This window comes from Levilinea saccharolytica (assembly GCF_001306035.1).
GTDB classification, from domain to species: domain Bacteria; phylum Chloroflexota; class Anaerolineae; order Anaerolineales; family Anaerolineaceae; genus Levilinea; species Levilinea saccharolytica.
In genome coordinates this window covers 200,716-225,758 of the sequence record NZ_LGCM01000039.1, presented here as the reverse complement: position 1 = coordinate 225,758, position 25,043 = coordinate 200,716, and the positions used below count along the sequence as shown (strand labels likewise).

The window sequence follows — 25,043 nt, the reverse complement described above, 5'->3', positions numbered from 1 at the left end:
GCCGAACGATTTCCGGCAGCCGCTTCGCGTTTAAGCAGGTACAGATCCCCTGCGGCTCAATCCGCGGGCGTGGGCGCGTAGGCGATGACGCTGTTGCGGCCCACATGCTTGGCTTGGTACAGAGCGGCATCCACATGCGAGAGGATTTCGTCACTGCTGGGGCCGTGCTGCGGGTACACCGCCACGCCAATGGACAGGGTGACGCGGATGATCTGATCCTGGTAGCGAATTTCCAGGTTCTGAATGCTTTCGCGCAGTTCCTCGGCGCGGTGCAGGGCAGCTTCCAGGTCTACACCCGGCAGGATGACCATGAACTCCTCGCCGCCGTAACGGCAGGCGATGTCGGTGGGGCGGGTGTGGTGGGTGATCACATCGGCCACCGCTTTGAGCGCCTGGTCTCCGGCCTGATGGCCGAAGGTGTCGTTGACATCCTTAAAGTGGTCAATATCCATCAGCAGGAAGGCGATGGGATGGTTTTCGCGGTGAGCGCGGCTGTATTCAATCTCCAGACGTTCGCTCAGGTGATGACGGTTGTACAGGCCGGTCAGCGAATCATGAATAGCCAACTCGCGCACGTTCTTTTCCAGCAGGGTCACGGCGGCCAACTGGGTTTTGAGTTCCTCGTTGACCTGATACAACTGCGTCTGGGCTTGCTCCAATTCTTGGGTGCGCTCCACCACGCGCTGTTCCAACTCGCGGTTAATGCTGCGGATGCGGTTGATGCGCATTTGGATGCCGCCGAAAACGATCAGGCCGATGAGCAGCAGGGCCAGAATGCGGAACCACCAGGTGGACCACCACGGCGGCAGGATTTTGATGACGAGGATGCTGGCGGCGTCCTGATTCCACAGGCCGTCGCTGTTGGCGGCGCGCACGCGAAAGGTATAGGTTCCAGGGGGCAGGTTGGTGTAGGTGACATCCTGCTTACTGCGCGGCGGCGACCAGTCTTTATCGAAGCCCTCCATTTTGTATTGGTACAGGTTCTTGGCGGAATGCTGATAGCTGAGCGCGGCAAATTTGAGGGTGAACACGGACTGGTCGTAGGTGAGCTGGATCTGGTCGGTGCGTTCGATGGGCTTGGCCAGCATCTTGCTTCCCGCGGGCACCGATTGGTTGAATAACTGAAAATCGGTGAACACCACCGGCGGCAGGTAGGGGTTGGTTTGGATTTGATCCGGGTAGAAAAAGGTGACGCCGTTGGGACCGCCGAAGAAAAGCTCACCGTCGGGGCCGCGCCGCGAGCTGGCGATCTCAAACTGGTCGCCTTGCAGGCCGTCGCGCGAATCGTAATTGGTGAAGCTCTTTTCGGCCATCTTAAACCGGCTGATGCCTTTGCCCGTGCTGATCCACAACTCGCCTTCCACCCCGGGTTCAATCGCCATGATCGAATCGCTGGGCAGGCCGTCGCGGGTGGTGTAATTCTGCCAGGTGTGCTCGGCAAGGTCCAGGCCGCTCAGGCCGTCCGTGGTTCCAGCCCACAGCACGCCGTTGGTTTCGTCCAGATACAGCGAATACACGGTGTCGCTGAGCAGGCTGGTGGGGTCATCGGCGTTGTGGCGGTAGTGGCCGAAGGTGTCGGTTTTGGGGTTGAGCCAATTCACGCCCCCGCGGGCGGTGGCGATCCACACATTCCCCTCAGAATCCACCGCCAGATCGTAGACCGTGTCTTCGCTCAGGCTGTTGGGGTTTTCAGGATCGTGGAAGTATTCCTTATCCATCTCGCCCGTGCGGGTGTTAAAGAGGTCCAGGCCGTAGCCCAGGGTTCCCACCCACAGGCGGCCGCTGCCCGCCGATTCAATCGTGGTGGTAAAGCTGCTGCCGATGACGTTGGGCTTGTCAGCGGAGTACTTAAAGGCGGTGAACTGGCCGGTCTGCGGATCCATACGGTTCAGCCCGCCGCCCGAGGTGGACACCCACAGCACCCCCTGTTCATCCCGGAAGATGTAATAGATTTTGTTGTTGCTCAGGCTGGTGGGGTCGTTGGGGTCGTTTTGATAGACGGTCATCGTGCCGGTTTTTCGGTCAAAGCGGTTGAGGCCGCCGCCAAACGTGCCAATCCAGATCACGCCGTCCTCTTCGGCCAGAATGCTGTAGATATTGTTGGAATTCAGTGTGTTGGGGTCGCCGGGGATGGTGCGGTACAGGCCGAAACGCCACAGGGAGGGATAGAGCTTGTTAACCCCGCCGTAGCGGTTGGTGAACCACAAAACACCGGAGCGGTCTTCGGTGACCCAAAACACGTCGTTGTTGCTCAGGGTAGAGGGGTCGTTGGGGTTGTTTTTAAAGGCGCGGGACGTTCCGGTTTGCGGGTCAAACAGGTTGATGCCGCCGTTTTCAGTGGTGACCCACAGGTTGCCGTGCGAATCTTCAAAGATATTCCACAGGTTGTTATCGCTGAGGCTGGTGGGGTCGTTGGGATCGTGTTTGAAGGCAGCGGCCTTGCCGGTGGCGCGGTCCAAGAGGTTCAGGCCGCCGCCGCGGGTTCCCACCCAAAAATTGCCCTGGCTGTCTTCGAGCATGGCCCACACATTGCTGCTGCTCAGGCTGTCGGGGTCCTTGTCGTCGTGGGCATACAAGGTGAAATCACCGCTTTCGGGGTGGTAGCGCTGCAGGCCGTTGCGGGTGGCGACCCAAATCGTCCCGGCGCTGTCTTGATAGATGCGGTACACCACGGCCCCGGCCAGGGCGCGCGGGTTTTCGGGGTCGGGGGCAAAATTGGTGAAGGTTTCGGTGCTGCGGTCCAAGCGGCTGAGGCCGCCGCGCGTGCCGATCCACACACTGCCGTCCTGGGCTTCCATCAGCGACCAGATGCTGTCGTTGATCAGGCTGTTCGGGTTGGAGGGTTCGTTTAGGTACAGGCGGAACTGGCCGGTTTCGGGGTCATACACGTTCAGCCCGCCGGGGTCGGTGCCGATCCAGATCAGCCCATCTTGAGTTTCAAGGAGGGCAAAGGTGTTGTTGTTGCTCAGGCTGTTTTTGTTGGTGGGGTCGTGGCGGAAGGTGGTGAAGGTGTAGCCGTCGTAGCGGGCGGCGCCGTCGGCGGTGGCGAACCACATGAATCCTTGCTGATCCTGAAGGACAGACAAGACGGTGGAGTTGGGCAGGCCGTCTTCCACGGTCAGGCGTTCAAAGCGCACATTTTGATGGTAAGGGTTGGTGGGTGCACTGGCAGCCTGCACGCGTTCACTCATGCTGCCGGTTAATACGGTCAAGACTCCCAAAAGGGCTAAGGCAAACGCGCGGATCATTTTCATTTTTAACTTCCTGGTGAAAAACCAAAAAGAAACGGTTAACCATCTCTATTGTATAGGATCTTGCAAGAGATTGCATTATTAAATTGATTTGCAAATTGGTTTGAAAATAATAATTTTAGAGGCAAGCCGCGGGTGCACCGTGTGTGGGGCGCTTCGTCTGGTACAATTATCCACATTCCATACAGACGCGGGCCGGTGCAAGCCAACTGCCGGCCCCCACACAGGTGGTGATGAACGCGATGAACGGGCGGACACGTCTTTTTTCTGCGCTGGGCGGCGGGGCCGTTTTGGGCGCGGTGCTCACGGCGTTGGGGCCTGCCGGGAATTTCTGGATCGGGTGGCTGTCTTCAACGCTGTTATTAAGCTTGAGTCTTTGGGGGTTGATCTTTGCCTGGCAAAAAGCGGGCGCCGGCCGCACGCTGGCCTGGATGGTGGCGCTGGCTTTCTTCCTTCGTTTGGGCGTGGGCGTGCTGGTGATGGAGCTGCTGCCGGAGTACGGCTACGACACCCTCACCCAAAACCGCGGCTATTTGTTTTACGATGCTTTTCGGCGCGATAACCAGGCCTGGGATATTGTTAAGGCTCAGGAGCCGCTGCTTAAATCCTTTGCGGAAGAATTCAAGACCGATCAATACGGCGGCTTGCTGGCAACGAGCGCTTTTGTGTACCGCTACCTCAGCCCGGATGTGCAGCGCCCGTTTTTGATCCTGATCTTGGGCGCTTTCACCACGGCCTTGGGGACGGCCTTTTTCTGGCGCGGGGTGCGCTTCCGCTTTAACGAACGCCTGGCCACGCTGGCGGGCTGGATCATGGTGCTGTACCCCGACAGCATCCTCTTTGGCAGCTCACAAATGCGCGAGCCCTTCTTGATCGGCCTGACGGGCATCGCCTTGTGGGGGGTGCTGGCCTATTTTAAGGATAAGTGGGCGGCGCGGGCGGGGCTGGTGCTCAGCCTGGCGGGGATGCTGTTGGTATCTTCGCGCGTGGCGGTGGCGGTGGCGGGGGTGTTGGTGGTGTGGTTCTGGGCCGAACACCTGGCGCCGCGCTCGCGCGCCTGGGCCTGGGGCGGGGCGTTGGCCTTGCTGGTGGGCGGGGTGGGCGTGGCTTATTTTGGCTGGGATTGGCTGCGCGACGCTTTCTTATGGGACGCCAACCGCACCGAGGCGGCTCAGGGTTGGGTGGTCAAGATCATTCAAGAGGCCGGGGAGCAGTTCCGCCTGCCCATTCTGGCGGCCTATGGGCTGGCCCAGCCGGTGCTTCCGGCGGCCATCGCGGATGACGCCATCCTCATCTGGAAGGTCATCGCCATTTTCCGCGCGGCGGGCTGGTATGCGTTGGCGCCGCTGCTGCTGTATGCCTTCTTCACGGTGTGGAAAGCCGCGCCGGAGGAAAAACGCATTTTGCTGTGGACGGCGGGCTTTGTGCTGGTGTGGCTGCTGATCAGCTCCATCCGCGCGGGTGGCGATTTGTGGGATAACCCGCGCTACCGCGTGACCTTCATCCCCTTCATGGCCCTGCTGGCGGGTTGGGGGGTGCTGCGCGCCTGGGATCGGCGCGATTGGTGGTTGGTGCGCTGGCTGCTGGTGGAAATCATCTTTCTGGGCTACTTTACCAACTGGTATTTCAGCCGCTATTTCCACCTGTGGAAACGCCTGCCCTTCTGGCAGAACGTGTTGATGATCAGCGTGCTGAGCGCAGTGGTGCTGGGCAGCGGCCTGCTGTGGGACGCGGGCAAGGGGCTGTACCGGCGGCTGCGGGAGAAAGAGCATGGCCATCCGCGAGCGGATTAGACGGCTGGCTGGCCGTCCCTGGCTGCCGCTGGCGGCGGCGCTGTTGGCGGGCCTGGTCTATATCGGCCAGGGACTGGTGTACGCCCATTACCAAGACGTCACCATGGATGAGGGTACCTATCTGATGAAGGGGCTGCTCTACCTTCAGGGAGATTACCGCCCCTTCCAGGATTACGGCCCCAACACCAACAAGATGCCCCTGGCTTTTTTGCTGCCGGGTCTGCCGCAAATGCTCTTTTCGCCGGGGCTGCGCACGGGACGCTACTTTGCCGTGTTTTTGGGCGCGGTCATGCTGGCGGGCCTGTACCTGGGCGGCAGACGGCTGGGCGGGCGCTGGTGGGGGACTCTGGCGGTGCTGATGATGGTGGTCAGCCCGGCCAACCTCTTTATCTATTCGCAGGCCCTCACCCAGGTGCAGGTGGCCTGTCTGCTCACCTGGAGCCTGGTGCTAGCGCTGGGCCCTGGGCGCAAAGGCTGGGAACTGGCTCTCAGCTCGGCGCTGGCCGTGGCGGTGGTCTTTACCCGCCAGAATATGGCCCCGCTGATGGCCTTGCTGTGGGTGTACATCGCCTGGCAGCACGGCAGGCGTGCCGCCTGGCTGAGCGGCGGGGTGATGGCGGGTCTGTTTGCGGCCGGGCACATCCCCTATTGGCCCAACATCATGAAAATCTGGCTGCCGTGGATGCCGGACGGCTTCCGCGACTTGTTTGATTTTTTGAACCTCAGTCTGGCGGGCGGCAAAGCCGTGTATGCGCCCTCTTTTGACGGGCTGACCCAGTTGAGCGTGTTTTGGGAAGGCATGCGCTACAACTTTTTGGCCCTGTTTGGGGCGGTCTTTGCGTGGATCTTGTGGCCGCCGCGGCGCAGCTGGGCAGAAGCCTGGCGCTTTCGCGCGGGGGTATGCTTGAGCGTGTTTGTGGTGTTGATGGCCGCGGCGCATTACTGGGTGTCGGTGGCCAAAGATTACTGCCTGTTCTGCTATTCCGGCTATCTGACCTTTTTCATCCCGGCGGCGATCTTGCTGGTGGCGGTCACCTTTCCGGCCTGGGTGCGGCGGCCGGGCGCGCTGCGCCAGGGGCTTTTGGCTCTGACGGTGGTACTGGGGGCGGCTGGGCTGGGCTACGGGGCCTGGCGCGATATCGGCTATGCGGTGATGGATTTGACCGTGCCGCGCGTGGCCGGTGGGCGCTTGCTGCCGGGGACGACCGAGCTGTGGCGGCTGTTTGCCAATAAGTTCGCCCTTTCGCCCGAAACCCTGCGGCTGCTGCTTCCAGCCCTGGCGGGGCTGGGGGTAGGGCTGGCTCTGACGGTGCTGGCGGCGGTTTGGGCGCTGGCCTCGCGGCGGCGCGCGCGGCGGGTGAACTTTGGGCTGGCGGCGCTGGCCTTGTTTTGGGGTTTGGGTGCACTGCTTTCGCCCACGCCGGCTCTGGGCGGCGGACGGTTTCGCACCAATCTGTGCGCCCAGGATGTGATTGCTTCGCACGAGGCTGCCGGGGCGCACCTGGCCAGCATCATCCCGGCGGGGTCGCTGGTCTATTGGCTGAACGACACCACGCCGCTGCCCCTGCTGTATATCCCGGATGTGCGAATCTTCCCCGGACAATTGAATCACTGGTACACTTACCGCGAAGGCGGTAAGCGCGACAATCTGCTGAAAAACGGCTTCTGGAGCAAAGAAATCGGCGCGGAATGGCTGCGCGAAACCGACTACGCCTTGATTGAGGATAAATATGTGGTCAACTTCACCAAAAACGCTGACAACGCGCGCGCTTTTGATGAGTTGGCCCCGTCTGAACCGGTGGTGGGGTGCCGCCCGGATTCAGCTATCCATATTTTTCGGAGAAATCCATGAATCTGTCCGTGATTATCCCGGTATATAACGAGCAGGAAAACCTGCCCATGCTGTATGAAGCCCTGCTGAAAGCCCTGGAACCCCTTGCAGTTGCCTGGGATGTGATCCTGGTGGACGACGGCAGCCGCGACGGCAGCCTGAAAGTGCTGGAGCAGTTGGCCGCCAAGGATCAGCGTTTGCGGGTGGTTTCGCTGCGGCGCAATTTTGGGCAGACCGCGGCGATTGCGGCGGGGATTGATCATTCGGACGGCGAAGTGATTGTGCTCATGGATGCGGACCTGCAGAACGACCCCGCGGACATCCCCATGCTGCTGCAAAAGATTGAAGAAGGCTACGACGTGGTCAGCGGCTGGCGCGCCAAGCGCAAAGACGCTTATATCACCCGCACGCTGCCTTCGAACCTGGCCAATGGGCTGATTTCGTGGGTGACGGGCGTGCATCTGCACGATTACGGCTGCACGCTGAAGGCCTACCGGCGCGAGGTGATCACCGGCTTCCGCCTGTACGGCGAGATGCACCGCTTTATCCCCGTGTACGCCAGCTCCTACGGCGCGCGCATCATCGAACTGCCGGTGAATCACAACCCGCGCAAATTTGGCAAGACCAAGTACGGGCTGGAGCGCACGGTCAAGGTGATTTTGGACCTGTTCACGGTCAAATTCCTGAGCAGCTTCGGCAACAAGCCGATCTATTTGTTCGGCGGCACAGGCCTGGGGTTGATTGCCCTCAGCGCTGCGGTGCTGCTCTACCTGTTTGTGCGGCGGGTGGGCTTTGGGGTGTCGGTGTTGGCTTCACCCCTCTTCCAGGTGGCCACGATGGTGGCGATTATGGGCTTCCAAAGCATGCTGATGGGCCTGATCGCTGAGCTGCAAGTGCGCACCTACCATGAATCTCAGGGAAAACCCACCTACACGGTGCGGAAACGCATCAACACCGACCCCAGCAAGAACGACTGATCCCTCATGCGTATTCTCACCCTGATCCATGAATACCCACCGGTGGGCGGCGGCGGCGGCCGCGTGGCCGAAGATTTGTGCACGGGCCTGGCCAAACGCGGGCACGAAGTGCGCGTGTTAACGGCGAGTTGGGGGGATCTTCCGGAACACCGCGAAGTCCTGGGGGTGCATGTGCACCGGCTGAAATCCCTGCGGCGCGAAAGTTTTCGAGCCGATCTGCGTGCGATGGTGGGTTATGTGTGGGCCAGCTTTTGGGAAGGTCTGCGCACCATCCGCACCTGGAAACCGGATGTGATCCACGTGCATTTTGCGGTTCCGGCGGGGGCCAGCGCCTGGGCGCTCTCGGTGCTGACGGGCACGCCCTACCTGCTCACCGCCCATCTGGGGGATGTGCCCGGGGGCACGCCCGAAAAAACGGGCAAATGGTTCCGCTGGGTGCTGCCCTTCAGCCGCCTTATCTGGCGGCGGGCGCGGCGGGTGGTGGCGGTCAGTGAATTCACCCGCGGCCTGGCGCTGAAGCATTACCCCGTGCCGGTGGCGGTGATCCCCAACGGCGTGGATCTGGAAGAACTGGACCCCGGCGATTTGGAAATCAACGATCCGCCGCGCATCGTTTTTGCGGGGCGCTTTATGGAACAGAAAAACCCCCTGGGTCTGGTGCGCATTTTGAGCCAGATCACCGACCTGCCCTGGAAGTGCGCGCTGATTGGCGACGGGCCGCTGCGCGCTGAGGTGGAGGCAGAAATTGCCCGGCTGGGCCTGGGCGAGCGCATCACTCTGCCGGGGTGGCTGACGCCGCGGCAGGTTTTAGGCTGGTTTGGGCGCAGCGACGTGCTGCTGCTGCCGTCCTTTTCTGAGGGGCTGCCCGTGGTGGGCGTGCAGGGCATGGCGATGGGCCTGGCGCTGGCGCTCAGCCGTGCGGGCGGCAACGTGGAGCTGGTGCAGGAGGGTGTGAACGGCTTTTGCCACGACCCGCGGGACGAGGCCGGTTTTGCCGAAAAACTGCGAGCCCTGATCCGCGACCCGCAGCATCTGCTGGAGGTGCGCAAAGCCAGCCGAGAATCGGCGCGGAGATTCGATCTGGAGAGTGTGGTAGAATCCTACGCGAAAATTCTGGAAGACGTCCGGCAACCGGCGTAGATTCCGTACACCCCCGGCGCGCCTGAAAACGCGCTGAATTTTTGTCTGAGGGCAGGGTTAAATTGCGTTTTACAGCGCGTTCTGCGCTGATCTTTTACCAAGTTGGGAAAACTGGAGAGCAGGCATGGCGGTTCGTATCCATCCTACTGCGGAAGTCTCTGATCAGGCCACCATCGGTGAGGGCACCAGCATCTGGCATCAGTGTCAGATCCGACCCGGTGTGCGCCTGGGCCAAAATTGCAACATCGGCAAAGGCGTTTATGTGGATGCTGGTGTGCAAATTGGCGATAACGTCAAAATTCAAAATTATGTCTCGGTCTATCACGGCGTGACGGTCGAGGACGGCGTTTTCATTGGGCCGCACGTGTGTTTTACCAATGACATGCGCCCGCGGGCCGTCAACCCGGACGGCTCACCCAAGAGCGCAGATGATTGGGTGCTGAGCGAAACGCGCATTCAGCGCGGCGCGGCCCTGGGGGCCAACAGCACCATCCGCTGCGGCATCACCATTGGGGAATGGGCTATGGTCGGTTCTGGCAGCGTCGTCACCCGCGACGTGCCCGCGCACGGGCTGGTGTTTGGCAACCCGGCGCGGCTGCGCGCGTTTGTTTGCGCCTGCGGCGCATCTTTGCACAGCGACCACCGCGAAGGCGACCTGGTCGTGGCCCGCTGCGAGGAATGTGATACGTTGGTGAAAATTCCTGCTCAAGTTTGGGAGAGTGTTCGATGATTAACATGGCAAAACCCGTAATGGGGCCTGAGGAAAAACAGGCGGTTTTAGAAGTTTTGGATTCGGGCATCATTGCCCAGGGGCCGCGCACGAAAGCTTTTGAAGATGCCTTTGCGCAGATGTGCGCTGCACGCCACGCGATTGCCACCTCTTCGGGGACGACCGCGCTGCACGTGGCCCTGCTGGCTCACAAAATTGGCGCCGGGGACGAGGTCATCACCTCGGCTTTCACCTTCATCGCCTCGGCCAATTCAGTGCTGTATGTGGGCGCGCGGCCGGTGTTTGTGGATATTGACCCGCGCACCTTCAACCTGGATGTGAGCCAGATCGAAGCCGCCATCACCCCCCGCACCAAAGCCATCATGCCCGTGCATCTGTTCGGCCTGGTGAGCGACATGGATCCCATCATGAAGCTGGCCGAAAAGTACAACCTGGCGGTGATTGAAGACGCCTGCCAGAGCCACGGCGCCACCTACCGCGGCACGAAAGCCGGTGCCTTTGGCACGGGCGCGTTCTCGCTGTACCCCACCAAGAATATCACCTCCGGCGAAGGCGGCATGATCACCACCAATGACGACGCCGTCAACGAGGCCTGCCGCGTGATCCGCAACCACGGCATGCGCGTGCGTTACTACCACGATGAGTTGGGCTTCAACTTCCGCATGACGGATATTCACGCCGCCATCGGCCTGGCGCAGATTGGCAAGCTGGATCTCTTCAACCGCAAACGCCAGGAAAACGCCGCCTTTTATAACGCCCACCTGAAGGGCGTGACCACGCCGTTTGTGCCTGAAGGCTACGGCCACGTGTACCACCAGTACACCGTGCGCGTGCCGGACGGCAAACGCGACACGCTGCGCGACTATTTGAAGGAACAGGGCATCGGCTCTGAGGTGTATTACCCCGTGCCGATCCACAAGCAGAAGCTCTATACCCAGGAATTGGGCTACAACCAGACCCTGCCCGAAACCGAAAAAGCGGCTTTGGAAGTGCTGTCGCTGCCCGTGCACCCCTCGCTTTCGCAGGCCGATCTGGAAACGGTGGTGAAGGCCATTAACACCTTCATGGGAGCCTAAACCATGGCGACGCGTGTGGCCGTGATCGGCGTGGGTTCGATGGGCAAGAACCACGCGCGAGTGTACAACGAACTGCCTGAGGCCGAGCTGGTGGCGGTTTCGGACGCGAACCCCACGGTGGCGCAGGCCATCGGTGCCCAGTTTGGCACGGCGGCCTTCACCGATTACCGCGAACTGCTGGCGCAGGTGAAGCCCGAAGCCGTGACCATCGCCGTGCCCACCGCCATGCACGAAGAGGTGGCTTTGGCGGCGTTGGAGGCGGGCGCGGATGTGTTGGTGGAAAAGCCCATCGCGGCCACCTTGGAAGAAGGCCAGCACATCATTGAACGCGCGCGGGAATTGAACCGCAAGCTGATGGTGGGGCATATCGTGCGCTTTAACCCGGCGCTGCAGGCCCTGAAACAGAAGCTGCAGGGGGGCGAACTGGGACGCATTTTCCAGATCTTCTGCCGCCGGGCGGGGCCTTTCCCGGCGCGCATCCGCGATGTGGGCGTGGTGGTGGATTTGGCCCCCCACGACGTGGACATCATGCGCTTCCTGACTGGCATGGACCCCGAACGGGTGTACGCCGAAACCGAGCAGCGCATTCACACCGATCACGAAGACCTGCTCTTCGGCATGCTGCGCTTCCCCGAAGGCATCACCGGCGCGCTGGAAATCAACTGGCTGACCCCCACCAAGGTGCGCGAAGTGCTGGTGCTGGGCGAACGCGGTTTGTTCCGGGTGGATGATCTGGTGCAGGATTTGTATTTCTTTGAAAACGCGCAGGCCGCCGCGGATAACTACCCGGCGCTGCGGGTGCTGAAGGGCGTCAGCGAAGGCAGCATGGTGCGCTATTCGCTCCAGCGCTACGAACCGCTCAAAGCCGAGCTGCAGGCCTTCCTGAAGGCCGTGCGGGGCGAGGCCCCTGTGGCGGTGACGGGCGAGGACGGGCTGAAGGCGCTGCGTCTGGCGTTGGCCCTGGTTGAATCGGGCCTGAAACACCAGGTGGTCGAAGTCTAAGCTGCTTATCAACACAGACACAGGGCGCTGCGGTTTTGATATTTCCGGCCTCTGTGTCTGTGTTGTCATCCCCGCCAGGTCGGTTTGAGACGCGCCGGGCGGGGCAGAGGAGTGAGGGTATTCTATGTCGCTCAACGATCTGACAGAGAAAATCACCCGACGAGAAGCCAAACTGGCGGTCATCGGCCTGGGCTATGTGGGCCTTCCGGTGGCGGCGCTGTTTGCCAAGGCGGGTTTTGATGTGCTGGGGGTCGAGATCAAGCAGGAGCGGGTGGACAAAATCAACGCCGGTTTGTCGCCGATTGAAGGCGAAGAGCCGGGTTTGGCGCAGCTGCTGGCCGAACAGGTGACCCAGGGGCGGCTGCGCGCCGCGGCAGATTACGAGACCCTGCGCGAGCGGGACGTGATTTTGATTGATGTGGAAACGCCGGTGGACGACCAGCATATTCCTCGCTATGAGGCCTTGCGGGCCGCTCTGACGCAGTTGGCCCCCGTGCTCAAGCGCGGCGCACTGGTGATTGTGGAATCCACCATCGCCCCGCGCACAATGGACACGGTGGTGCGGCCCTTGCTGGAAGAAGGCAGCGGCATGCGCGTGAACCGCGACTTTTACCTGGGCAACTGCCCTGAGCGCGTGATGCCCGGGCGGCTGCTGACCAATTTGAGCAGCCTCAGCCGCGTGGTGGGCGGCGGCACCCCCGAAACCGCCCAGGCCATGATCGCCCTGTACCGGCTGATCGTGCAGGCCGATTTGGACGCGGCGGATTGGATCACTGCCGAGCTGGTGAAGACGGTGGAAAACGCCTACCGCGACGTGCAGATCGCTTTTGCCAACGAGGTTGGGCTGATCTGCGAGGCGCTGGGCGGGGATGTGTGGACGGTGCGGGAACTGGTGAACAAAAGCCCCCAGCGCCACATGCACCTGCCGGGGGCGGGCGTGGGCGGCCACTGCATCCCCAAAGACCCGTGGCTGCTGGCGCACGGCATTCAGGGCATGGACGTGCCCCTGCGCATGGTTCCCACGGCGCGGGCGATTAACGACGGCATGCCGGCCCACATGGTGGACCTGCTCTCGAAGGCGCTGGCGCAGGCCGGGGTTTCTTTGGCGGGGGCGCGCGTGTTGGTGTTGGGCTATGCCTACCTGGAAAATTCGGACGATACCCGCAACAGCCCCTCGGCGGTGCTGGTGCGGCTGCTGGAATCCCTGGGCGCGGATGTGCGCATCCACGATCCCTATGTGGAAGGTATGCAGGGGGATGTGGTGGAAGCGGCGCAGGGCGCCGACGCGGTGGTGCTGATGGTGCGCCACCAGGCCTACAACGCCCTGGATCTGCCGCAGCTGCGGGCCGCCATGCGCACCCCCGTGCTGGTGGACGGGCGCAAGGCCGTGGACGGCCGCCGGGCGCGGGAACTGGGTTTTCTCTATTGGGTGGTTGGCGCGGCCTCACCGGCCGCAGCATCGTAAATTTGTGGAGATGTGAGCATGAAACTAACGGGTAAGAGCGTGTTGATCACGGGCGGCGCCGGCTTTATCGGCAGCCACCTGGTGGACCGGGTGCTGCAAGAAAACCCGTCCAATCTGGTTGTGGTGGATAATTTTTACCTGGGGCGCGAGGAAAACCTGGAAGACGCCGTCAAGGCGAACCCGGGGCTGAAGGTGTTCCGCCTGGACGCGGCCGATCTGGCTGCCATGCGCGACCTGGTGGAGGCGGAGAAGGTGGATGTGGTCTTTAACCTGGCCGTGATCCCCCTGCCCACCTCGCTGAAGTATCCGGCCTGGACTGTGACCACCAACGTCAACATCGCCCTGACCTTTTGCGAACTGGCGCGCTGGGGGGCGATTGGCACCCTGATTCACAGTTCCTCCTCCGAGGCGTACGGTTCGGCGCAGTATGTGCCCATGGACGAAGGCCACCCCCTGCACCCGCGAACACCCTATGCGGCCAGCAAATCGGCTGGGGATCAACTGGTGCAGTCCTACTGGCGCACCTTCAGCATGGACGTGTCCATCGTGCGGCCTTTCAACAACTTTGGCCCGCGCCAGAACCCGGGAACGTTTGCCGGGATCATCCCCATTGTGGTGCAGCGCGTGCTGCACAAACAGCCGATTGAAATTCACGGGGACGGCGAGCAGACCCGCGATTACATCTTTGTGCGCGACACGGCCAACGCCTTCGTGCACGTATATGAAGAAGCCGCCACGCGCGGTAAAGTCCTCAACATCGCCACCGGCCAGGAAATCACCATGAATCAGTTGGTGGCGCGCCTGCTGGAGGTGATGGGTGTGCCGGATTATCCGGTGATCCACTCGCAGCAGCGCCCCGGCGACGTGCGGCGGCACTGCGGCGACATCCGCCTGGCCCATGAGCTGATCGGCTTTGAACCGCCGGTGATCAGCGAGGCGGATCTGCGCGAGACGGTGGATTATTACCTGAAGCGGTTTTCTTAAGAGGCGCCTGTGAGACTGAACATTCCCTACACCGACCACCGCGAGCTGGAAGAAATTGCCAAGGTGCTGCAAACTGGCTATTTCACCCAGGGCCCCAAGGTGGTGGAATTTGAAAAAATGCTGGCGGCGTATGTGGGTGCGCGCTACGCCTTTGCGACCAGCTCCTGCACCACCGCACTGCACCTGGCCCTGGCAGCCTGGGGGGTTGGCCCTGGAGATGAGGTTTTGGTGGCCGATTTCACCTTCCCGGCCACGGCCAATGTGGTGGTGCAGTTGGGGGCTGTGCCGGTGATGGTGGATATTTGCCTGGACACCTTCACCATGGATCCGGCGGATCTGGAGCGGCGCATCACCCCGCGCAGCAAGGTGATCCTGCCGGTGCATGCCTTCGGCTGCTCGGCGGATATGGATCCCATTTTGGAGATTGCCAAACGCCACAATCTGGCCGTGTTGGAAGATGCGGCCTGCGCCATCGGCACGACCTACAAGGGCCGCTTCTGCGGCGCGATGGGCACGATGGGAGCCTACAGCTTCCACCCGCGCAAGGTCATCACCACCGGCGAAGGCGGCATGATCACCACGGATGACAGCGACCTGGCCGAGCGCATTCAACTGCTGCGCAGCCACGGCGGCAAGCGCACCGGCTACTGGTTTGAGTACGAAGAGGCCGGCTATAACTACCGCCTCAGCGATATTTTGGGCGCGATGGGTGTGGCTCAGATGGAAAAGCTGGATTGGCTCATCGAGCGCAAGCGCGCCCTGGCTGGCGAGCTGCGCCAACGTATGGCGCATATTCCGGGGGTGCAGCTGCCCGTGGAGCCTGCCTGGGGCGGGCACATTTACCAATCCTTCGTGACCCTGCTGGACGACAGTCTGGACCGCGACCGGATGGTGGCGGATCTGCGTGCGATGGACATTGAATCCACCCTGGGCACCTACGCCATGCACGACCAGCCCATTTTCCAGCGGCTGTTCGGCTACCGCAGCGGCGATTTGCCCAATTCACACCGCGCTTTCCGGCAGTCTCTGACGCTGCCCCTCTATCCGCAGATGGAAGAGCGCGATTTAGATCAATTGGCGGCTGGGCTGGCGCAGGTTGTGGCGGCGCAGCGGTCAAAAGGACGAAAAAATGAAGACCTTTCCTGAATCACCGAAACCGCAGACCATTGTTGTTTTAGGTGCTGCGGGAAGTGGTATACAAATAGCTGAAAGCGTGGAACGGCTGCCGGGAGCCCGGCTGGCGGGTTTTTTGGATGACGCCTACGCCGCCCAGGGCAGCCGCTTTGACCTGCCGGTTTTGGGAAGTCTGCAGGATTGGCGCACGCTGCCCGAGGACGTGCTCTTTTTGAACAGCCTGTACACGGCCAAAAAGATGCGCGTCTACCGCGACATCGTGCATTCCCTGGGCATCCCCGCCGAACGCTGGGCCACGGTGGTGGACCCCAACGCGGTGCTTTCCCCGCGGGCCCAGGTGGGCCGAGGGGTATACGTGGGGCCGGGGGTCATTGTCCAGCCGCAGGTGGTGCTGGAAGATCATGTGTGCATTCTGGGCAATTCGTACGTGGCCCACGATTGTCATCTGGAGCGCTACGCCTGCTGCGCCAACAGCGTTTCGCTGACCGGCAACGTGCACATTCAGACAGGGGCTTATTTAGGAGCCAATGTTAGCGTGAGAGTCGGTCTGCAGATCGGCGCGTTCAGCACGGTGGGCATGGGCGCGGTGGTGCTGGCTGATATTCCGCCTGGGGAAGTGTGGGCGGGCAACCCGGCGCGGCGATTACGAACGGCGGAAGGGTAGGGTATAAAGCATGGAAGCGGTAGCGATTACGCTGGATATTGATTGGGCGCCCGATTTTGTCATTGATCATGTGGCCGGTTTGCTGGCGGCGGCCCAGGTTCCCGCCACCTGGTTTGTGACCCACGCCAGCCCGGCGGTGGATCGTCTGCGCCAGCGCCCTGATCTGTTTGAGCTGGGTGTGCATCCCAACTTGATGGCGGGCTCAACCCACGGCGATACCCCCGACGCGGTTTTGGCGCACATGTGCGCGCTGGTGCCGGAGGCGGTCAGCCTGCGTACCCACGCACTGGTGCAGTCCACCCCTTTGTTTGCCCGTGTGGTGCAGCAAACCCCCTGGGTGAATGATGTATCGCTGTTCCTGCCCTATGTGCCCCATTTGCGCCCGGCGGCCTTTCGGGTGGGGGGCGGGGTGCTGTGCCGCCTGCCCTGTTTTTGGAGCGACGCGCAGGAGATGAGCCAGCCGCAGCCGGACTGGCGTGTGGCCGATGGCTGGCTGGAGATGCCTGGGCTGAAAGTGTTTGCCTTCCATCCCATCCATATTGCTTTGAATTCGGGGAATGTGGGGGCCTATGAGGCTCTCAAGCGGCAGGTTCCCCGCCTGGATCAGGCCCAGGTGCAGGATGTGGACCGCCTGGCGCAGCATGCCCCCGGCACGCGCACGGCTTTTTTGGACTTGCTGGAGCGTTTGGCCGGAGACGCGCGCGTGGGCACCATCCGCGAACATGGGGAACGCTGGCGGGAGGAATTTTCGGCATGATGCAGCAGGAATATCCGGTGTTGGCCGCTTTAGGCCGCGAGCTTACCCAATTGAGCCAGGCTTATCGGGACATGCGGCCCTTAACGGGCGACGAAGTGCAGCAGGCGGTCAGCCAGTTAGAGACGGCCTTTGTGCCGGTGCTGGTGCCGGAGGCCTGGATCAACGGGCTGGGGCATTTGCGCGCGCTGGGCCGCAACGGCATTCAGGCGGTGGTGGCTGACCCGAACCCCAAGGCGCTCAGTTTCTACTCTCGCTATGCCATTCCTTACCAATGCAAACCCTTCTTAAAGCAGACGCCGGAAGGCGAAGCGGCCTTCATTGAGGAATTGTGCGGGCTGGGCGAACGCATTCGCAGCACAGGGCGCACGCCGGTGCTGTTTATGCTGGCGGCCGAGCGGCTGCTGGCCATGTTCGTGCGCCATCAGGCGGAACTGAAACGGGTTTTCTTGCTGACTTCCAATTACGAGACCCAACTGCGCCTGGAAGATAAGCGCGAGCAGTACCGGGTGGCCCAGCAGGCGGGCGTGGATGTTCCGCATACGGTGTATGTGGACTCGCGCGAGGATTTCGAACGCAGCCTGCCGGAGCTGGTGTATCCATGTCTGATGAAACCGCGCGGCGGTAAAGAGTTTTACAGCCGCTTTCATTGTCAGGTGATGCGCGTGACCACTCCCGACGAGGCCCGTGAGGCCTTTGAACGCGCTCAGGATTTTAAACTGATGTTCCAGGAAGAAATCCCCGGCGAAGACACCGAGCTGTTCACCCTGGGCAGCTATGTGGACGCCCACACGCGCCCGTTGGGCCTGTTCACCGGCTATAAACTGCGCGGCAATCATAAATACGGAACCTGCGCCCTGGGGATCAGCTGTGAGGCGCCGGAGGTGGCGGCACAGGGCATGGCGTTTTTGCGCCAGGCGGGCTATCATGGGGCTTCGCAGGTGGAGTTCAAGCGCGACCCGCGCGACGGACGCCTGAAATTCCTGGAGATCAACAACCGCCTGTGGAAATGGCACAGCCTGACCGCGGCCTGCGGGGTGAACCTGCCCTATTTGCAGTACCTGGACGCCATCGGCCAGGCCCCAACCGAGCTGCCCCAGCAGGTGAACGGCGTGCGCTGGTGGCTGCCCTGGATGGACCTGTGGAGCGTGATGAAGCAGGTGAAGGCCGGGGAAGTCAATTTGGACGATTATTTGCGCGAGATCAGTTTTGATTTCGTGGACGGCGTTGGTTCGTGGGATGATCCTCTTCCGGCGCTGGTCAATTTCTTTGGGTTTGGCTGGATGATGGATTGAGGAGTGTATGAGCAAAAAAACTGTATTGATCACAGGGGCTGGCGGCGGCGGAAGCAATAATCTGATCCGCTCCATCCAACGCAGCAGCTATCCCGTGCGGCTGGTGGGCAGCAACGCCGACCGATTTATCCTTTCGCGCTCGCTGGCGGAACGCAACTATTTGCTGCCGCGCGGCGATTCGGGCAAGGGCTACGCCGAGGCGCTCAACCGGGTTGCGGCGGCGGAAAAACTGGATTTGATCGTGGCCAACAACGACACCGAGGTGCGCGGCATTTCGGCGGTGCGCGACCGGCTGGATGCGCCGGTTTTCCTGCCCTCCCACGCCACCATCGAAATGTGCCAGGACAAATTCACGCTCAGCTCCCATCTGGAAGCGCACGGTTTCCGCATGGCCAAGACGGTCTCGATTCAGGATTTGGACCGTGTGGAAGAGGCCTTCGCCCAGTTCCCCGATCAGGAACGGCTGTGGTGCCGCATGCGCAAGGGGTCTGGCTCGGCCGGGTCTCTGCCGGTGAGCAAGCCGGAGCAGGTGCGCTTTTGGGTGAAATATTGGCAGGAGATGCGCGGTGTGCCGGAGAATATGTTCCTGCTCAGCGAATACCTCCCCGGGCGGGACTACGCCTTCCAAAGCGTGTGGAAGGACGGCCAACTGGTGCTGGCCAAAACCTGCGAACGCGTGGCCTATCTGTTTGCGCGGTTGATGCCTTCCGGCACCTCCTCCACCCCCCAAATCGGGCGGCTGGTGAATAACCCAGTGGTCAACGACATCTGCACCCGCGCCGTGCAGAGCATTGACCCCCACGCCACGGGCATGTTCAGCATTGATCTGAAAGAAGACCGCAGCGGCCTGCCCTGCATCACCGAGATCAACATCGGGCGCTTCTTCATGATCACCATCGTGTTCAACGCCGTGGGCCACCACAATATGGCCGAGACGTATCTGAAGCTGGCCTTTAACCAGCCGGTGGAGATCCCTGCCAGCGAACGCTACGACGACATCGGCAGCGAAGAGACCTACCTGATCCGCGGCATTGACAACGAACCCGGGGTCATCAGCCGCAGCGCGTTGGAATCCAGTTATATCTCTTTGGTGGATGAAGGCGAATGAGCGAGAGCGATAACCGCAGTTTGTACCATTTTGACGATTTCACCGAGGCGCACTACCGCCACTGCCTGCAGCTGGCGCGGCAGAATTACCGCTTTGTGCGTTTTCCAGAATACCGCACGGAGGGGCGGGTGTGCCTGTGGCGGCACGACATTGACACCTCCCCGCACCGCGGCCTGCGCCTGGCGCAGATTGAAGCCGAGGAGGGGGTGGTTTCCACCTTCTTTGTGCTGCTGCACAGCGACCGCTATCACCCGCTGGAAAAAGATGTGTATGACCGGCTGAAGGCCATCCTGGGGCTGGGTCACGACCTGGGGCTGCATTTTGACCCGCAGTTCTATGGCGAGCGCATCCAATCTGCGGCGGATCTGGAGCATTTTTTGGCCCTGGAGCGCCATTTGCTGGAGGAAACCTTCCAAACGGAAATCCGCTCCTTCTCCTTTCACAACCCCTCGGTCAATAATTCTCTGCGTTTTGACCAGGAAACCCTGGCCGGGATGGTGAACGCCTACGGGGCGGAGCTTCAGAGCCAATATGATTACTGCTCTGATTCCTTTTGTTACTGGCGCTACCGGCGCCTGGTGGAAGTATTGGAGCAGGCGGCTGCCGAGAAAATTCACATTTTGACCCATCCTGTGTGTTGGACGGAAGATGTCACCAGCCCTTACGTGCGCTTTGTACGCGCAGTGGAGGGGCGGGCCGCCAATACTCTGCGGCGCTATCAAGAAGCAGCGCTGCGCAATAAACGCAAGATCGTTGAGTAATTTATCATTCCAAGTAGGAGATGAATCATGGCGAAGACCATTTTCTTTTCGGTTGCAAACGTTCCCGGCACGGTATATAAGTTCAAGCAGTTCCGCAAGCTAGGCTACCGCCTGGTGGCGGGCGACGCCAACCCGGACGCGGTGGGGCGGCATTTTGCAGACGCTTTTCATGTGCTGCCCATGCAGAAAGACCCGGGCTATATGGACGCCGTGCTGCGCGTGGTGGAGCAGGAAAAGGTGGACCTGTTTGTGGCCGGGGAGGGCGAAAGCCTGCGCGCTCTGGCCATTCGCGACCGCTTTGAAGCCCTGGGCTGCACCCTGGTGGCCACCGACGCGCATACCCTGGAAATCGCCCTGGATAAGGTGACGCTGTTTGACTTTTTGGCCGAGCACACCGACGTGCCTTTGATGCGCTACCACGCGGTGCACAGCCTGGCCGATTTTGAGGTGGGGCTGGAGAAGATGCGCGGCTGCAAGGTGTGCATCAAGCCCGCCCGCGGGTCGGGGTCGCGCGGGTTTGTGATCCTTCGGGACGAGCCTATGAAGGCGCGCGAGCTTTTCACCAAGAAGATGTCCTTTTTGGAGATGACGATTGATGAGATGCGCTCTATCCTGGCCAACAGCACCGATATTCCCAAGCTGGTGCTGATGGAATATCTGGAGGACACCAACTTTGATTCCAATATGGTGTGCAGAAACGGCCAAATCCTCTTCCAAAGCGTGAAAACGCGCGACGAGGCCAAAATTGGCACGATCACCCACGGCCATATTCTGGAACACCCGGAAATCAACACCATCAACCAGAAGATCATCGGCGCGCTGGGCACCACCGGCCTGGTGGCGATTCAGTACATTGGCAACAAAATCATCGAGATCAACCCGCGCTGGTCCACGTCGCTGGTGCACGGCAGCATCAATGAATACCTGATGGGGGTGCAGATTTTCACGGGCGAGCCGATCACGGTGGACCCGAGCGATGTGCAGGACTATCCCGGCCTGAAGATGGTGCGGTTTTGGGATATCATCACGTATAAAGACTGATTGACGAGGTGGGGTTTGAAGCGAACCATTTTCACATCCGTTTCCAATGCGGGGGGCACGGTTTATAAAATTCGCGAATTTCAGCGCCTGGGCTTTCGAGTGGTGGCTGGTGACGCCAGCCCCGAGGCGGTGGGGCGGTTTTACGCCGACGCCTTTTACCGCCTGCCCTGGCAGCGCGAACCGAATTATTTTGACGTGATCTTTGACATCATCCGCAAGGAAAAAGTGGACATCTACGCTCCGGCGGGCGAAGCCGAGGCCCTGGCGGTGGCGCGTATGCGCGATAAGTTCCTCGAACTGGGGTGTACCCCAACCGCGGCTAACCTGAAAACCCTGGAAATGGCTGTGGATAAATGCACCCTGTTTGAGTTCTTCGCCCGTGAGGTGGATATCCCTCTGCCGGCCTTTCACACTGTGGACAGTCTGGAGTCCTTTGAGGCTGGTTTAGACAAGCTGAAAGGCCTGCGGCTGTGCATGAAGCCCGCTAAGACCTCCGGTTCGCGCGGTTTTGTGATGATTGACGAAGGCGGCATGGACCCGAAAAAGGTCTTTAACACCCGTGTGGAATATCTGACGGTGACGCCGGACTATGTGCGGCGGGCGTTTGAAGCGGGGGTAGTGCCCAAGATGATCCTGATGGAATTTTTGGGCGAGGGCTTAAACGTGAACGCCAATATGGTGTGCAAGAACGGCGAACTGCTGTTTGGCAGCGTTCACACCCGCGAGAACATGAAAGAGGGCCTGAGCACCGCCGGAGTCATCCTGCACAATGACGAGATTGTCGAATACAACCGGCGCATTGCCCACGCCCTGGATACCACCGGCCTGATCACGGCGCAGTATATTGGCAATAAGATCATCGAAATCAACCCGCGCTGGTCCACCTGCGTGCTGCACGGCAGCATTAACGAATATTTGATGGGTATTCAGGTGTGGACGGGCGAGCCGATCACGGTGGACCCGCAGGACCTGGCCACCTTTGAGGGTCGCACCTACCAGCGCTATTATGAAACCATCACCTATTACCGGGATGAGCTGAAAAATACGCCTGTGGCGGAGGCATAGAAAAGCCGAATGGGAAAAGCAGTGCGAATTTTTCACGGCACTGAAAACATTGGGGGCATCGGGCGCTATCTGGCCGATTGGCAGCGCGAACGCAAAAAAGCTGTGGCGGATTTTATGGTCTATCATGATGAGACCAACCGCCAGAACAGCCATGTCAATTTGCATTTGGAGCGGCTGAACGGCTGGAACCGCTGGTGGGCCCAGTGGCATTTCTTTTGGGCCTGCCTGTTCCGCTACGACCTGTTCCACTTTTACTTTGGCAAAACTTTCCTGCCCTTTGGGTTGGATTTGCCCATCTTGAAATTGTTTGGCAAGAAGATGGTCTTCTCCTATGTGGGCAGCGACATTCGCCTGTACGAGGTGGACCGCCACCGCAACCCCTATCACGAGCTGCGCAAGGTCGGGCGGCAGCATCCGCGCCTGGACGGGCGCAAAAAACGCATGATGCGCTGGCAAAGCCTGTGGTTTGACCGCTGCCTGGCCAGCCGCAACCTGTATGAATATGCCCGCGCGGTCATCCCTGAAAAAAAGATCGTGCGGCACATCTGGGCCAACACCGCCATGAACCTGGAGGAGTTCGTGCCCAATTACGAAACCAAGTCGGTGCCGGTGATCGTGCATGCACCCACCAACCCCATCACCAAAGGCACGCCCTATATTGAGCAGGCGCTGGAGGAGCTGAAGGCCGAAGGTTACGCCTTTGAATACCGCAAGCTGCACAAAGTGCCCAACCTGGAAGCGCGCCGCATCTACCGCGAAGAGGCCGATATCATCGTGGATCAGCTCTTGAGCGGGGGCTTCGGCACGCTGGCGATGGAGGCCATGTGCTACGGCAAACCGGTGTGCGGTTTTGTGCTGCCGGAGCTGCGCGAAAGCCTGCCGGATTTGCCCATCGTGCAGTGCACTATTGAAACCATCAAGCAGCAGTTGGTCTGGCTGATGGAGCATCCGGAAGAACGGGTGCGGCTGGGGCGGGCCGGGCGGGCATTTGCCGAGGCGCATTACGACCGGGAGAAAAATTACCAGGCGGTGTGGGATTTGTACCTGGAGCTGCTGGGGCTTCCCGATGAACTGCCGGATGCCCCCGTCCGCGCGGCCAAACCCGCGGGCGAGGACGAATAGAGACGAGCGGCATGGACGATTTGCAAGCAGAACAGCCGGAAGAAAACGCGGCTCCTTCGGCACAGGCGCAGCAGGAACAGGCGCGTAAAGACGTTGGTTTTCTCACCGACGTCCTCAAGCTGGTGTCGGGAACGGGCTTTATTCAAATCTTGAGCCTGATCGTATCCCCCATTCTGGGACGCCTGTTTTTGCCGGAAGCCTTTGGAATTTCCCAAAACTTTTCGTCCATCGTGGCGGTGCTGGCGGTGTTGGCCGCCTTACGTTACGAAGTGACCATCATGCTGCCTAAGGCGCGCGAAGGCTCTGCCAATCAACTGGCGGTGAGCTTGATGTTCACGGGGATCAGTTTCCTGATCCTCACGCCCATCCTGTGGTTTGGACGCGAACCGATTGCCCAGCTGCTGCGTTCCCCAGAGCTGGCGGGTTACCTGTGGCTGGCGCCGCTTTCCGTGGCGGTGACCAGCGTGTTTGCGGCGCTGCGCAATTGGAATTCGCGCAACCGTAAATATTTGCGCCTGTCCGCGGCGCAAGTGAGCAGCGAAGTGGTGGCAGACGCGACCAAGCTGAGCCTGGGGTTTGGTGGGTTCAAAAGCGGCGGCTCGTTGATCGCTGCCAATGTGGTGGGGCAGGTGGTTTCCACGGGGGTATTGGGCTGGCAGATCTGGCGCGACGACGGGGCTTTTATCCGCTCCAGCCTGCGCTGGCGCGAGATGATGGCGGGTATCCGCCAGTACAAAAAATTCCCGCTGTATAACATTTGGGCGGCATTGTTGAGCAACGCCTCGCTGCAAATGCCCACTTTCATGCTTTCTGCTTTGTTCTCGCCCACCGTCACCGGCTTTTACTCACTGGGATACCGCATGCTGCGCCTGCCGGTGACCTTGATCAGCAATTCCATTGGTCAGGTGTTTTATCAGCGCGCCTCGCGGGCCTATTACGAAGGCAGTCTCACGCGCCTGGTGGCCGAGACGTTTAACCGCCTGGTGGTGTTTGGCCTGTTCCCCATGCTGTTGGTGACCCTCATTGGCAAAGAACTGTTTGTGGTGCTCTTTGGCCCGGAATGGGCCGAGGCGGGGGTCTATTCGCAGATCTTAAGTCTGTGGACTTTCTTTGTGTTCCTGGTGGCGCCCCTCAGCGGGCTGACCAACGTTTTGGGCCGTAATGAAGTCAGCCTGGTGCTGAATCTGGTGGTGTTCGTCACCCGTGTGGCTTCGCTGGCCGTCGGCGGCTGGCTGCAGGATGCCCGCCTGGCGCTGATCCTGTTTTCGGCCAGTGGCGTGGTGACCTACGCGGTGTACTGCTTGTGGGCCACACGCATTTCGGGTGTGCCGCTGCGCGAAACGCTGCGCATGTTTTTTGACGGGATGCTTTCCAGCGCGCCGTTCCTGGGGGTAGTGGCTTTGTTTAAGTGGGTCATCCCGCTGCCGCAGGCCAGCCTGACGGTCTTGCAAGTTCCGCTGCAGGGACTTTTGCTGCTGGCAATCAGCGCGGTGATGGGGGCGGCTTATTACGTCTGGGCGCTGTGGCGCGACCCCACCCTGCGAAGCGCGCTGACGCCCATGCTGGCGCGCCTGGGTTTCCGCAAAAAATAATCTCCTGATATCAAGATAACTTATTTGCTTGCAGCTGCCGGGCATTTATATAATGGGCCGGTAATCGCTGGTGGGCAGCAGCCGGAAGAAACCAATGTCACAGGTGAGGTGCAGATGACATGGGTTCGGCTGAAGGCCATTTGACTCTGAAGACTGTTCAATAGAGGGTTTGCGTTACGGCATCCGACGGCGGCTGCGGCCGCGGTTTCGGCTGATTTGCCGCGGAACGTAGGCGCTCTGGATTGCATGCAGATACGT

The 25,043-nt window shown here is 60.7% G+C and carries 20 protein-coding genes; 19 read left to right on the top strand and 1 reads right to left on the bottom strand.

Going from position 1 to position 25,043, the window contains the following annotated elements; genetic code table 11:
* Positions 1–56: 56 nt before the first annotated feature.
* Entirely contained in the window at positions 57–3,254 is a 3,198-nt protein-coding gene (locus tag ADN01_RS11850; RefSeq protein WP_062419870.1) for a ligand-binding sensor domain-containing diguanylate cyclase, read from the bottom strand.
* 230 nt (positions 3,255–3,484) lie between these two features.
* Between ADN01_RS11850 and ADN01_RS11845 the strand changes: the two genes are divergently transcribed.
* The 19 genes from ADN01_RS11845 (at position 3,485) to ADN01_RS11755 (ending at position 24,785) form a co-directional block, all read left to right on the top strand.
* On the top strand, positions 3,485–5,044 hold the full coding sequence (locus ADN01_RS11845; RefSeq protein WP_062419869.1) for a hypothetical protein: 1,560 nt from the start codon (positions 3,485–3,487) through the stop codon (positions 5,042–5,044).
* A complete protein-coding gene (locus tag ADN01_RS11840; protein ID WP_062419868.1) occupies positions 5,022–6,896 on the top strand; it encodes a glycosyltransferase family 39 protein in 1,875 nt (624 codons plus the stop codon). Before ADN01_RS11845 ends, ADN01_RS11840 begins: the two co-directional genes overlap by 23 nt.
* Positions 6,893–7,852 (top strand): glycosyltransferase family 2 protein, encoded by a 960-nt coding sequence (locus ADN01_RS11835; protein ID WP_062419867.1) that lies wholly within the window; start codon positions 6,893–6,895, stop codon positions 7,850–7,852. The genes ADN01_RS11840 and ADN01_RS11835 overlap by 4 nt, the downstream gene beginning before the upstream one ends.
* A 6-nt stretch (positions 7,853–7,858) precedes the next feature.
* Positions 7,859–8,992: a glycosyltransferase family 4 protein gene (locus ADN01_RS11830; RefSeq protein WP_062419866.1), complete on the top strand. Its 1,134-nt coding sequence runs from the start codon at positions 7,859–7,861 to the stop codon at positions 8,990–8,992.
* Positions 8,993–9,116: 124 nt separating this feature from the next.
* Positions 9,117–9,722: an acyltransferase gene (locus ADN01_RS11825; RefSeq protein ID WP_062419865.1), complete on the top strand. Its 606-nt coding sequence runs from the start codon at positions 9,117–9,119 to the stop codon at positions 9,720–9,722.
* Positions 9,719–10,798, top strand: a complete 1,080-nt coding sequence (locus ADN01_RS11820) for a DegT/DnrJ/EryC1/StrS family aminotransferase (protein WP_062419864.1) — start codon at positions 9,719–9,721, stop codon at positions 10,796–10,798. The genes ADN01_RS11825 and ADN01_RS11820 overlap by 4 nt, the downstream gene beginning before the upstream one ends.
* A gap of 3 nt (positions 10,799–10,801) precedes the next feature.
* The gene (locus tag ADN01_RS11815; RefSeq protein ID WP_062419863.1) at positions 10,802–11,800 is read left to right on the top strand and encodes a Gfo/Idh/MocA family protein; all 999 of its coding nucleotides are present in this window, start codon (positions 10,802–10,804) and stop codon (positions 11,798–11,800) included.
* A 124-nt stretch (positions 11,801–11,924) separates the two neighbouring features.
* The gene (locus ADN01_RS11810) at positions 11,925–13,265 is read left to right on the top strand and encodes a nucleotide sugar dehydrogenase (RefSeq protein ID WP_062419862.1); all 1,341 of its coding nucleotides are present in this window, start codon (positions 11,925–11,927) and stop codon (positions 13,263–13,265) included.
* 18 nt (positions 13,266–13,283) lie between these two features.
* Positions 13,284–14,249 (top strand): dTDP-glucose 4,6-dehydratase, encoded by a 966-nt coding sequence (locus ADN01_RS11805; protein WP_062419861.1) that lies wholly within the window; start codon positions 13,284–13,286, stop codon positions 14,247–14,249.
* A gap of 9 nt (positions 14,250–14,258) precedes the next feature.
* Positions 14,259–15,395 carry a DegT/DnrJ/EryC1/StrS family aminotransferase gene (locus ADN01_RS11800; protein WP_062419860.1) on the top strand — a complete coding sequence of 379 codons (1,137 nt, stop codon included), beginning with the start codon at positions 14,259–14,261 and terminating at the stop codon, positions 15,393–15,395.
* The gene (locus ADN01_RS11795; RefSeq protein WP_075071156.1) at positions 15,379–16,047 is read left to right on the top strand and encodes a NeuD/PglB/VioB family sugar acetyltransferase; all 669 of its coding nucleotides are present in this window, start codon (positions 15,379–15,381) and stop codon (positions 16,045–16,047) included. The genes ADN01_RS11800 and ADN01_RS11795 overlap by 17 nt, the downstream gene beginning before the upstream one ends.
* Before the next feature lie 10 nt (positions 16,048–16,057).
* A complete protein-coding gene (locus ADN01_RS11790; protein ID WP_062419858.1) occupies positions 16,058–16,804 on the top strand; it encodes a polysaccharide deacetylase WbmS family protein in 747 nt (248 codons plus the stop codon).
* Positions 16,801–18,096 carry a carboxylate--amine ligase gene (locus ADN01_RS11785; protein ID WP_062419857.1) on the top strand — a complete coding sequence of 432 codons (1,296 nt, stop codon included), beginning with the start codon at positions 16,801–16,803 and terminating at the stop codon, positions 18,094–18,096. The genes ADN01_RS11790 and ADN01_RS11785 overlap by 4 nt, the downstream gene beginning before the upstream one ends.
* Positions 18,097–18,103: 7 nt before the next feature.
* Positions 18,104–19,204 carry an ATP-grasp domain-containing protein gene (locus ADN01_RS11780; protein ID WP_062419856.1) on the top strand — a complete coding sequence of 367 codons (1,101 nt, stop codon included), beginning with the start codon at positions 18,104–18,106 and terminating at the stop codon, positions 19,202–19,204.
* Positions 19,201–19,965, top strand: a complete 765-nt coding sequence (locus tag ADN01_RS11775) for a polysaccharide deacetylase family protein (RefSeq protein WP_062419855.1) — start codon at positions 19,201–19,203, stop codon at positions 19,963–19,965. Before ADN01_RS11780 ends, ADN01_RS11775 begins: the two co-directional genes overlap by 4 nt.
* A 27-nt stretch (positions 19,966–19,992) precedes the next feature.
* Entirely contained in the window at positions 19,993–21,006 is a 1,014-nt protein-coding gene (locus ADN01_RS11770; RefSeq protein ID WP_062419854.1) for an ATP-grasp domain-containing protein, read from the top strand.
* Between the two features lie 15 nt (positions 21,007–21,021).
* On the top strand, positions 21,022–22,071 hold the full coding sequence (locus ADN01_RS11765; RefSeq protein WP_062419853.1) for an ATP-grasp domain-containing protein: 1,050 nt from the start codon (positions 21,022–21,024) through the stop codon (positions 22,069–22,071).
* A 9-nt stretch (positions 22,072–22,080) separates the two neighbouring features.
* Positions 22,081–23,193 (top strand): glycosyltransferase, encoded by a 1,113-nt coding sequence (locus ADN01_RS11760; RefSeq protein ID WP_062419852.1) that lies wholly within the window; start codon positions 22,081–22,083, stop codon positions 23,191–23,193.
* Positions 23,194–23,204: 11 nt separating this feature from the next.
* The gene (locus tag ADN01_RS11755) at positions 23,205–24,785 is read left to right on the top strand and encodes a lipopolysaccharide biosynthesis protein (RefSeq protein ID WP_062419851.1); all 1,581 of its coding nucleotides are present in this window, start codon (positions 23,205–23,207) and stop codon (positions 24,783–24,785) included.
* Positions 24,786–25,043: the final 258 nt, after the last annotated feature.

Excerpts from the sequence above, each read along its gene's own strand:
- ADN01_RS11850 (WP_062419870.1), bottom strand. The coding sequence starts at position 3,254 with ATGAAAATGATCCGCGCGTTTGCCTTAGCCCTTTTGGGAGTCTTGACC.
- ADN01_RS11845 (WP_062419869.1), top strand. The coding sequence starts at position 3,485 with ATGAACGCGATGAACGGGCGGACACGTCTTTTTTCTGCGCTGGGCGGC.
- ADN01_RS11840 (WP_062419868.1), top strand. The coding sequence starts at position 5,022 with ATGGCCATCCGCGAGCGGATTAGACGGCTGGCTGGCCGTCCCTGGCTG.
- ADN01_RS11835 (WP_062419867.1), top strand. The coding sequence starts at position 6,893 with ATGAATCTGTCCGTGATTATCCCGGTATATAACGAGCAGGAAAACCTG.
- ADN01_RS11830 (WP_062419866.1), top strand. The coding sequence starts at position 7,859 with ATGCGTATTCTCACCCTGATCCATGAATACCCACCGGTGGGCGGCGGC.
- ADN01_RS11825 (WP_062419865.1), top strand. The coding sequence starts at position 9,117 with ATGGCGGTTCGTATCCATCCTACTGCGGAAGTCTCTGATCAGGCCACC.
- ADN01_RS11820 (WP_062419864.1), top strand. The coding sequence starts at position 9,719 with ATGATTAACATGGCAAAACCCGTAATGGGGCCTGAGGAAAAACAGGCG.
- ADN01_RS11815 (WP_062419863.1), top strand. The coding sequence starts at position 10,802 with ATGGCGACGCGTGTGGCCGTGATCGGCGTGGGTTCGATGGGCAAGAAC.
- ADN01_RS11810 (WP_062419862.1), top strand. The coding sequence starts at position 11,925 with ATGTCGCTCAACGATCTGACAGAGAAAATCACCCGACGAGAAGCCAAA.
- ADN01_RS11805 (WP_062419861.1), top strand. The coding sequence starts at position 13,284 with ATGAAACTAACGGGTAAGAGCGTGTTGATCACGGGCGGCGCCGGCTTT.
- ADN01_RS11795 (WP_075071156.1), top strand. The coding sequence starts at position 15,379 with ATGAAGACCTTTCCTGAATCACCGAAACCGCAGACCATTGTTGTTTTA.
- ADN01_RS11790 (WP_062419858.1), top strand. The coding sequence starts at position 16,058 with ATGGAAGCGGTAGCGATTACGCTGGATATTGATTGGGCGCCCGATTTT.
- ADN01_RS11785 (WP_062419857.1), top strand. The coding sequence starts at position 16,801 with ATGATGCAGCAGGAATATCCGGTGTTGGCCGCTTTAGGCCGCGAGCTT.
- ADN01_RS11780 (WP_062419856.1), top strand. The coding sequence starts at position 18,104 with ATGAGCAAAAAAACTGTATTGATCACAGGGGCTGGCGGCGGCGGAAGC.
- ADN01_RS11775 (WP_062419855.1), top strand. The coding sequence starts at position 19,201 with ATGAGCGAGAGCGATAACCGCAGTTTGTACCATTTTGACGATTTCACC.
- ADN01_RS11770 (WP_062419854.1), top strand. The coding sequence starts at position 19,993 with ATGGCGAAGACCATTTTCTTTTCGGTTGCAAACGTTCCCGGCACGGTA.
- ADN01_RS11760 (WP_062419852.1), top strand. The coding sequence starts at position 22,081 with ATGGGAAAAGCAGTGCGAATTTTTCACGGCACTGAAAACATTGGGGGC.
- ADN01_RS11755 (WP_062419851.1), top strand. The coding sequence starts at position 23,205 with ATGGACGATTTGCAAGCAGAACAGCCGGAAGAAAACGCGGCTCCTTCG.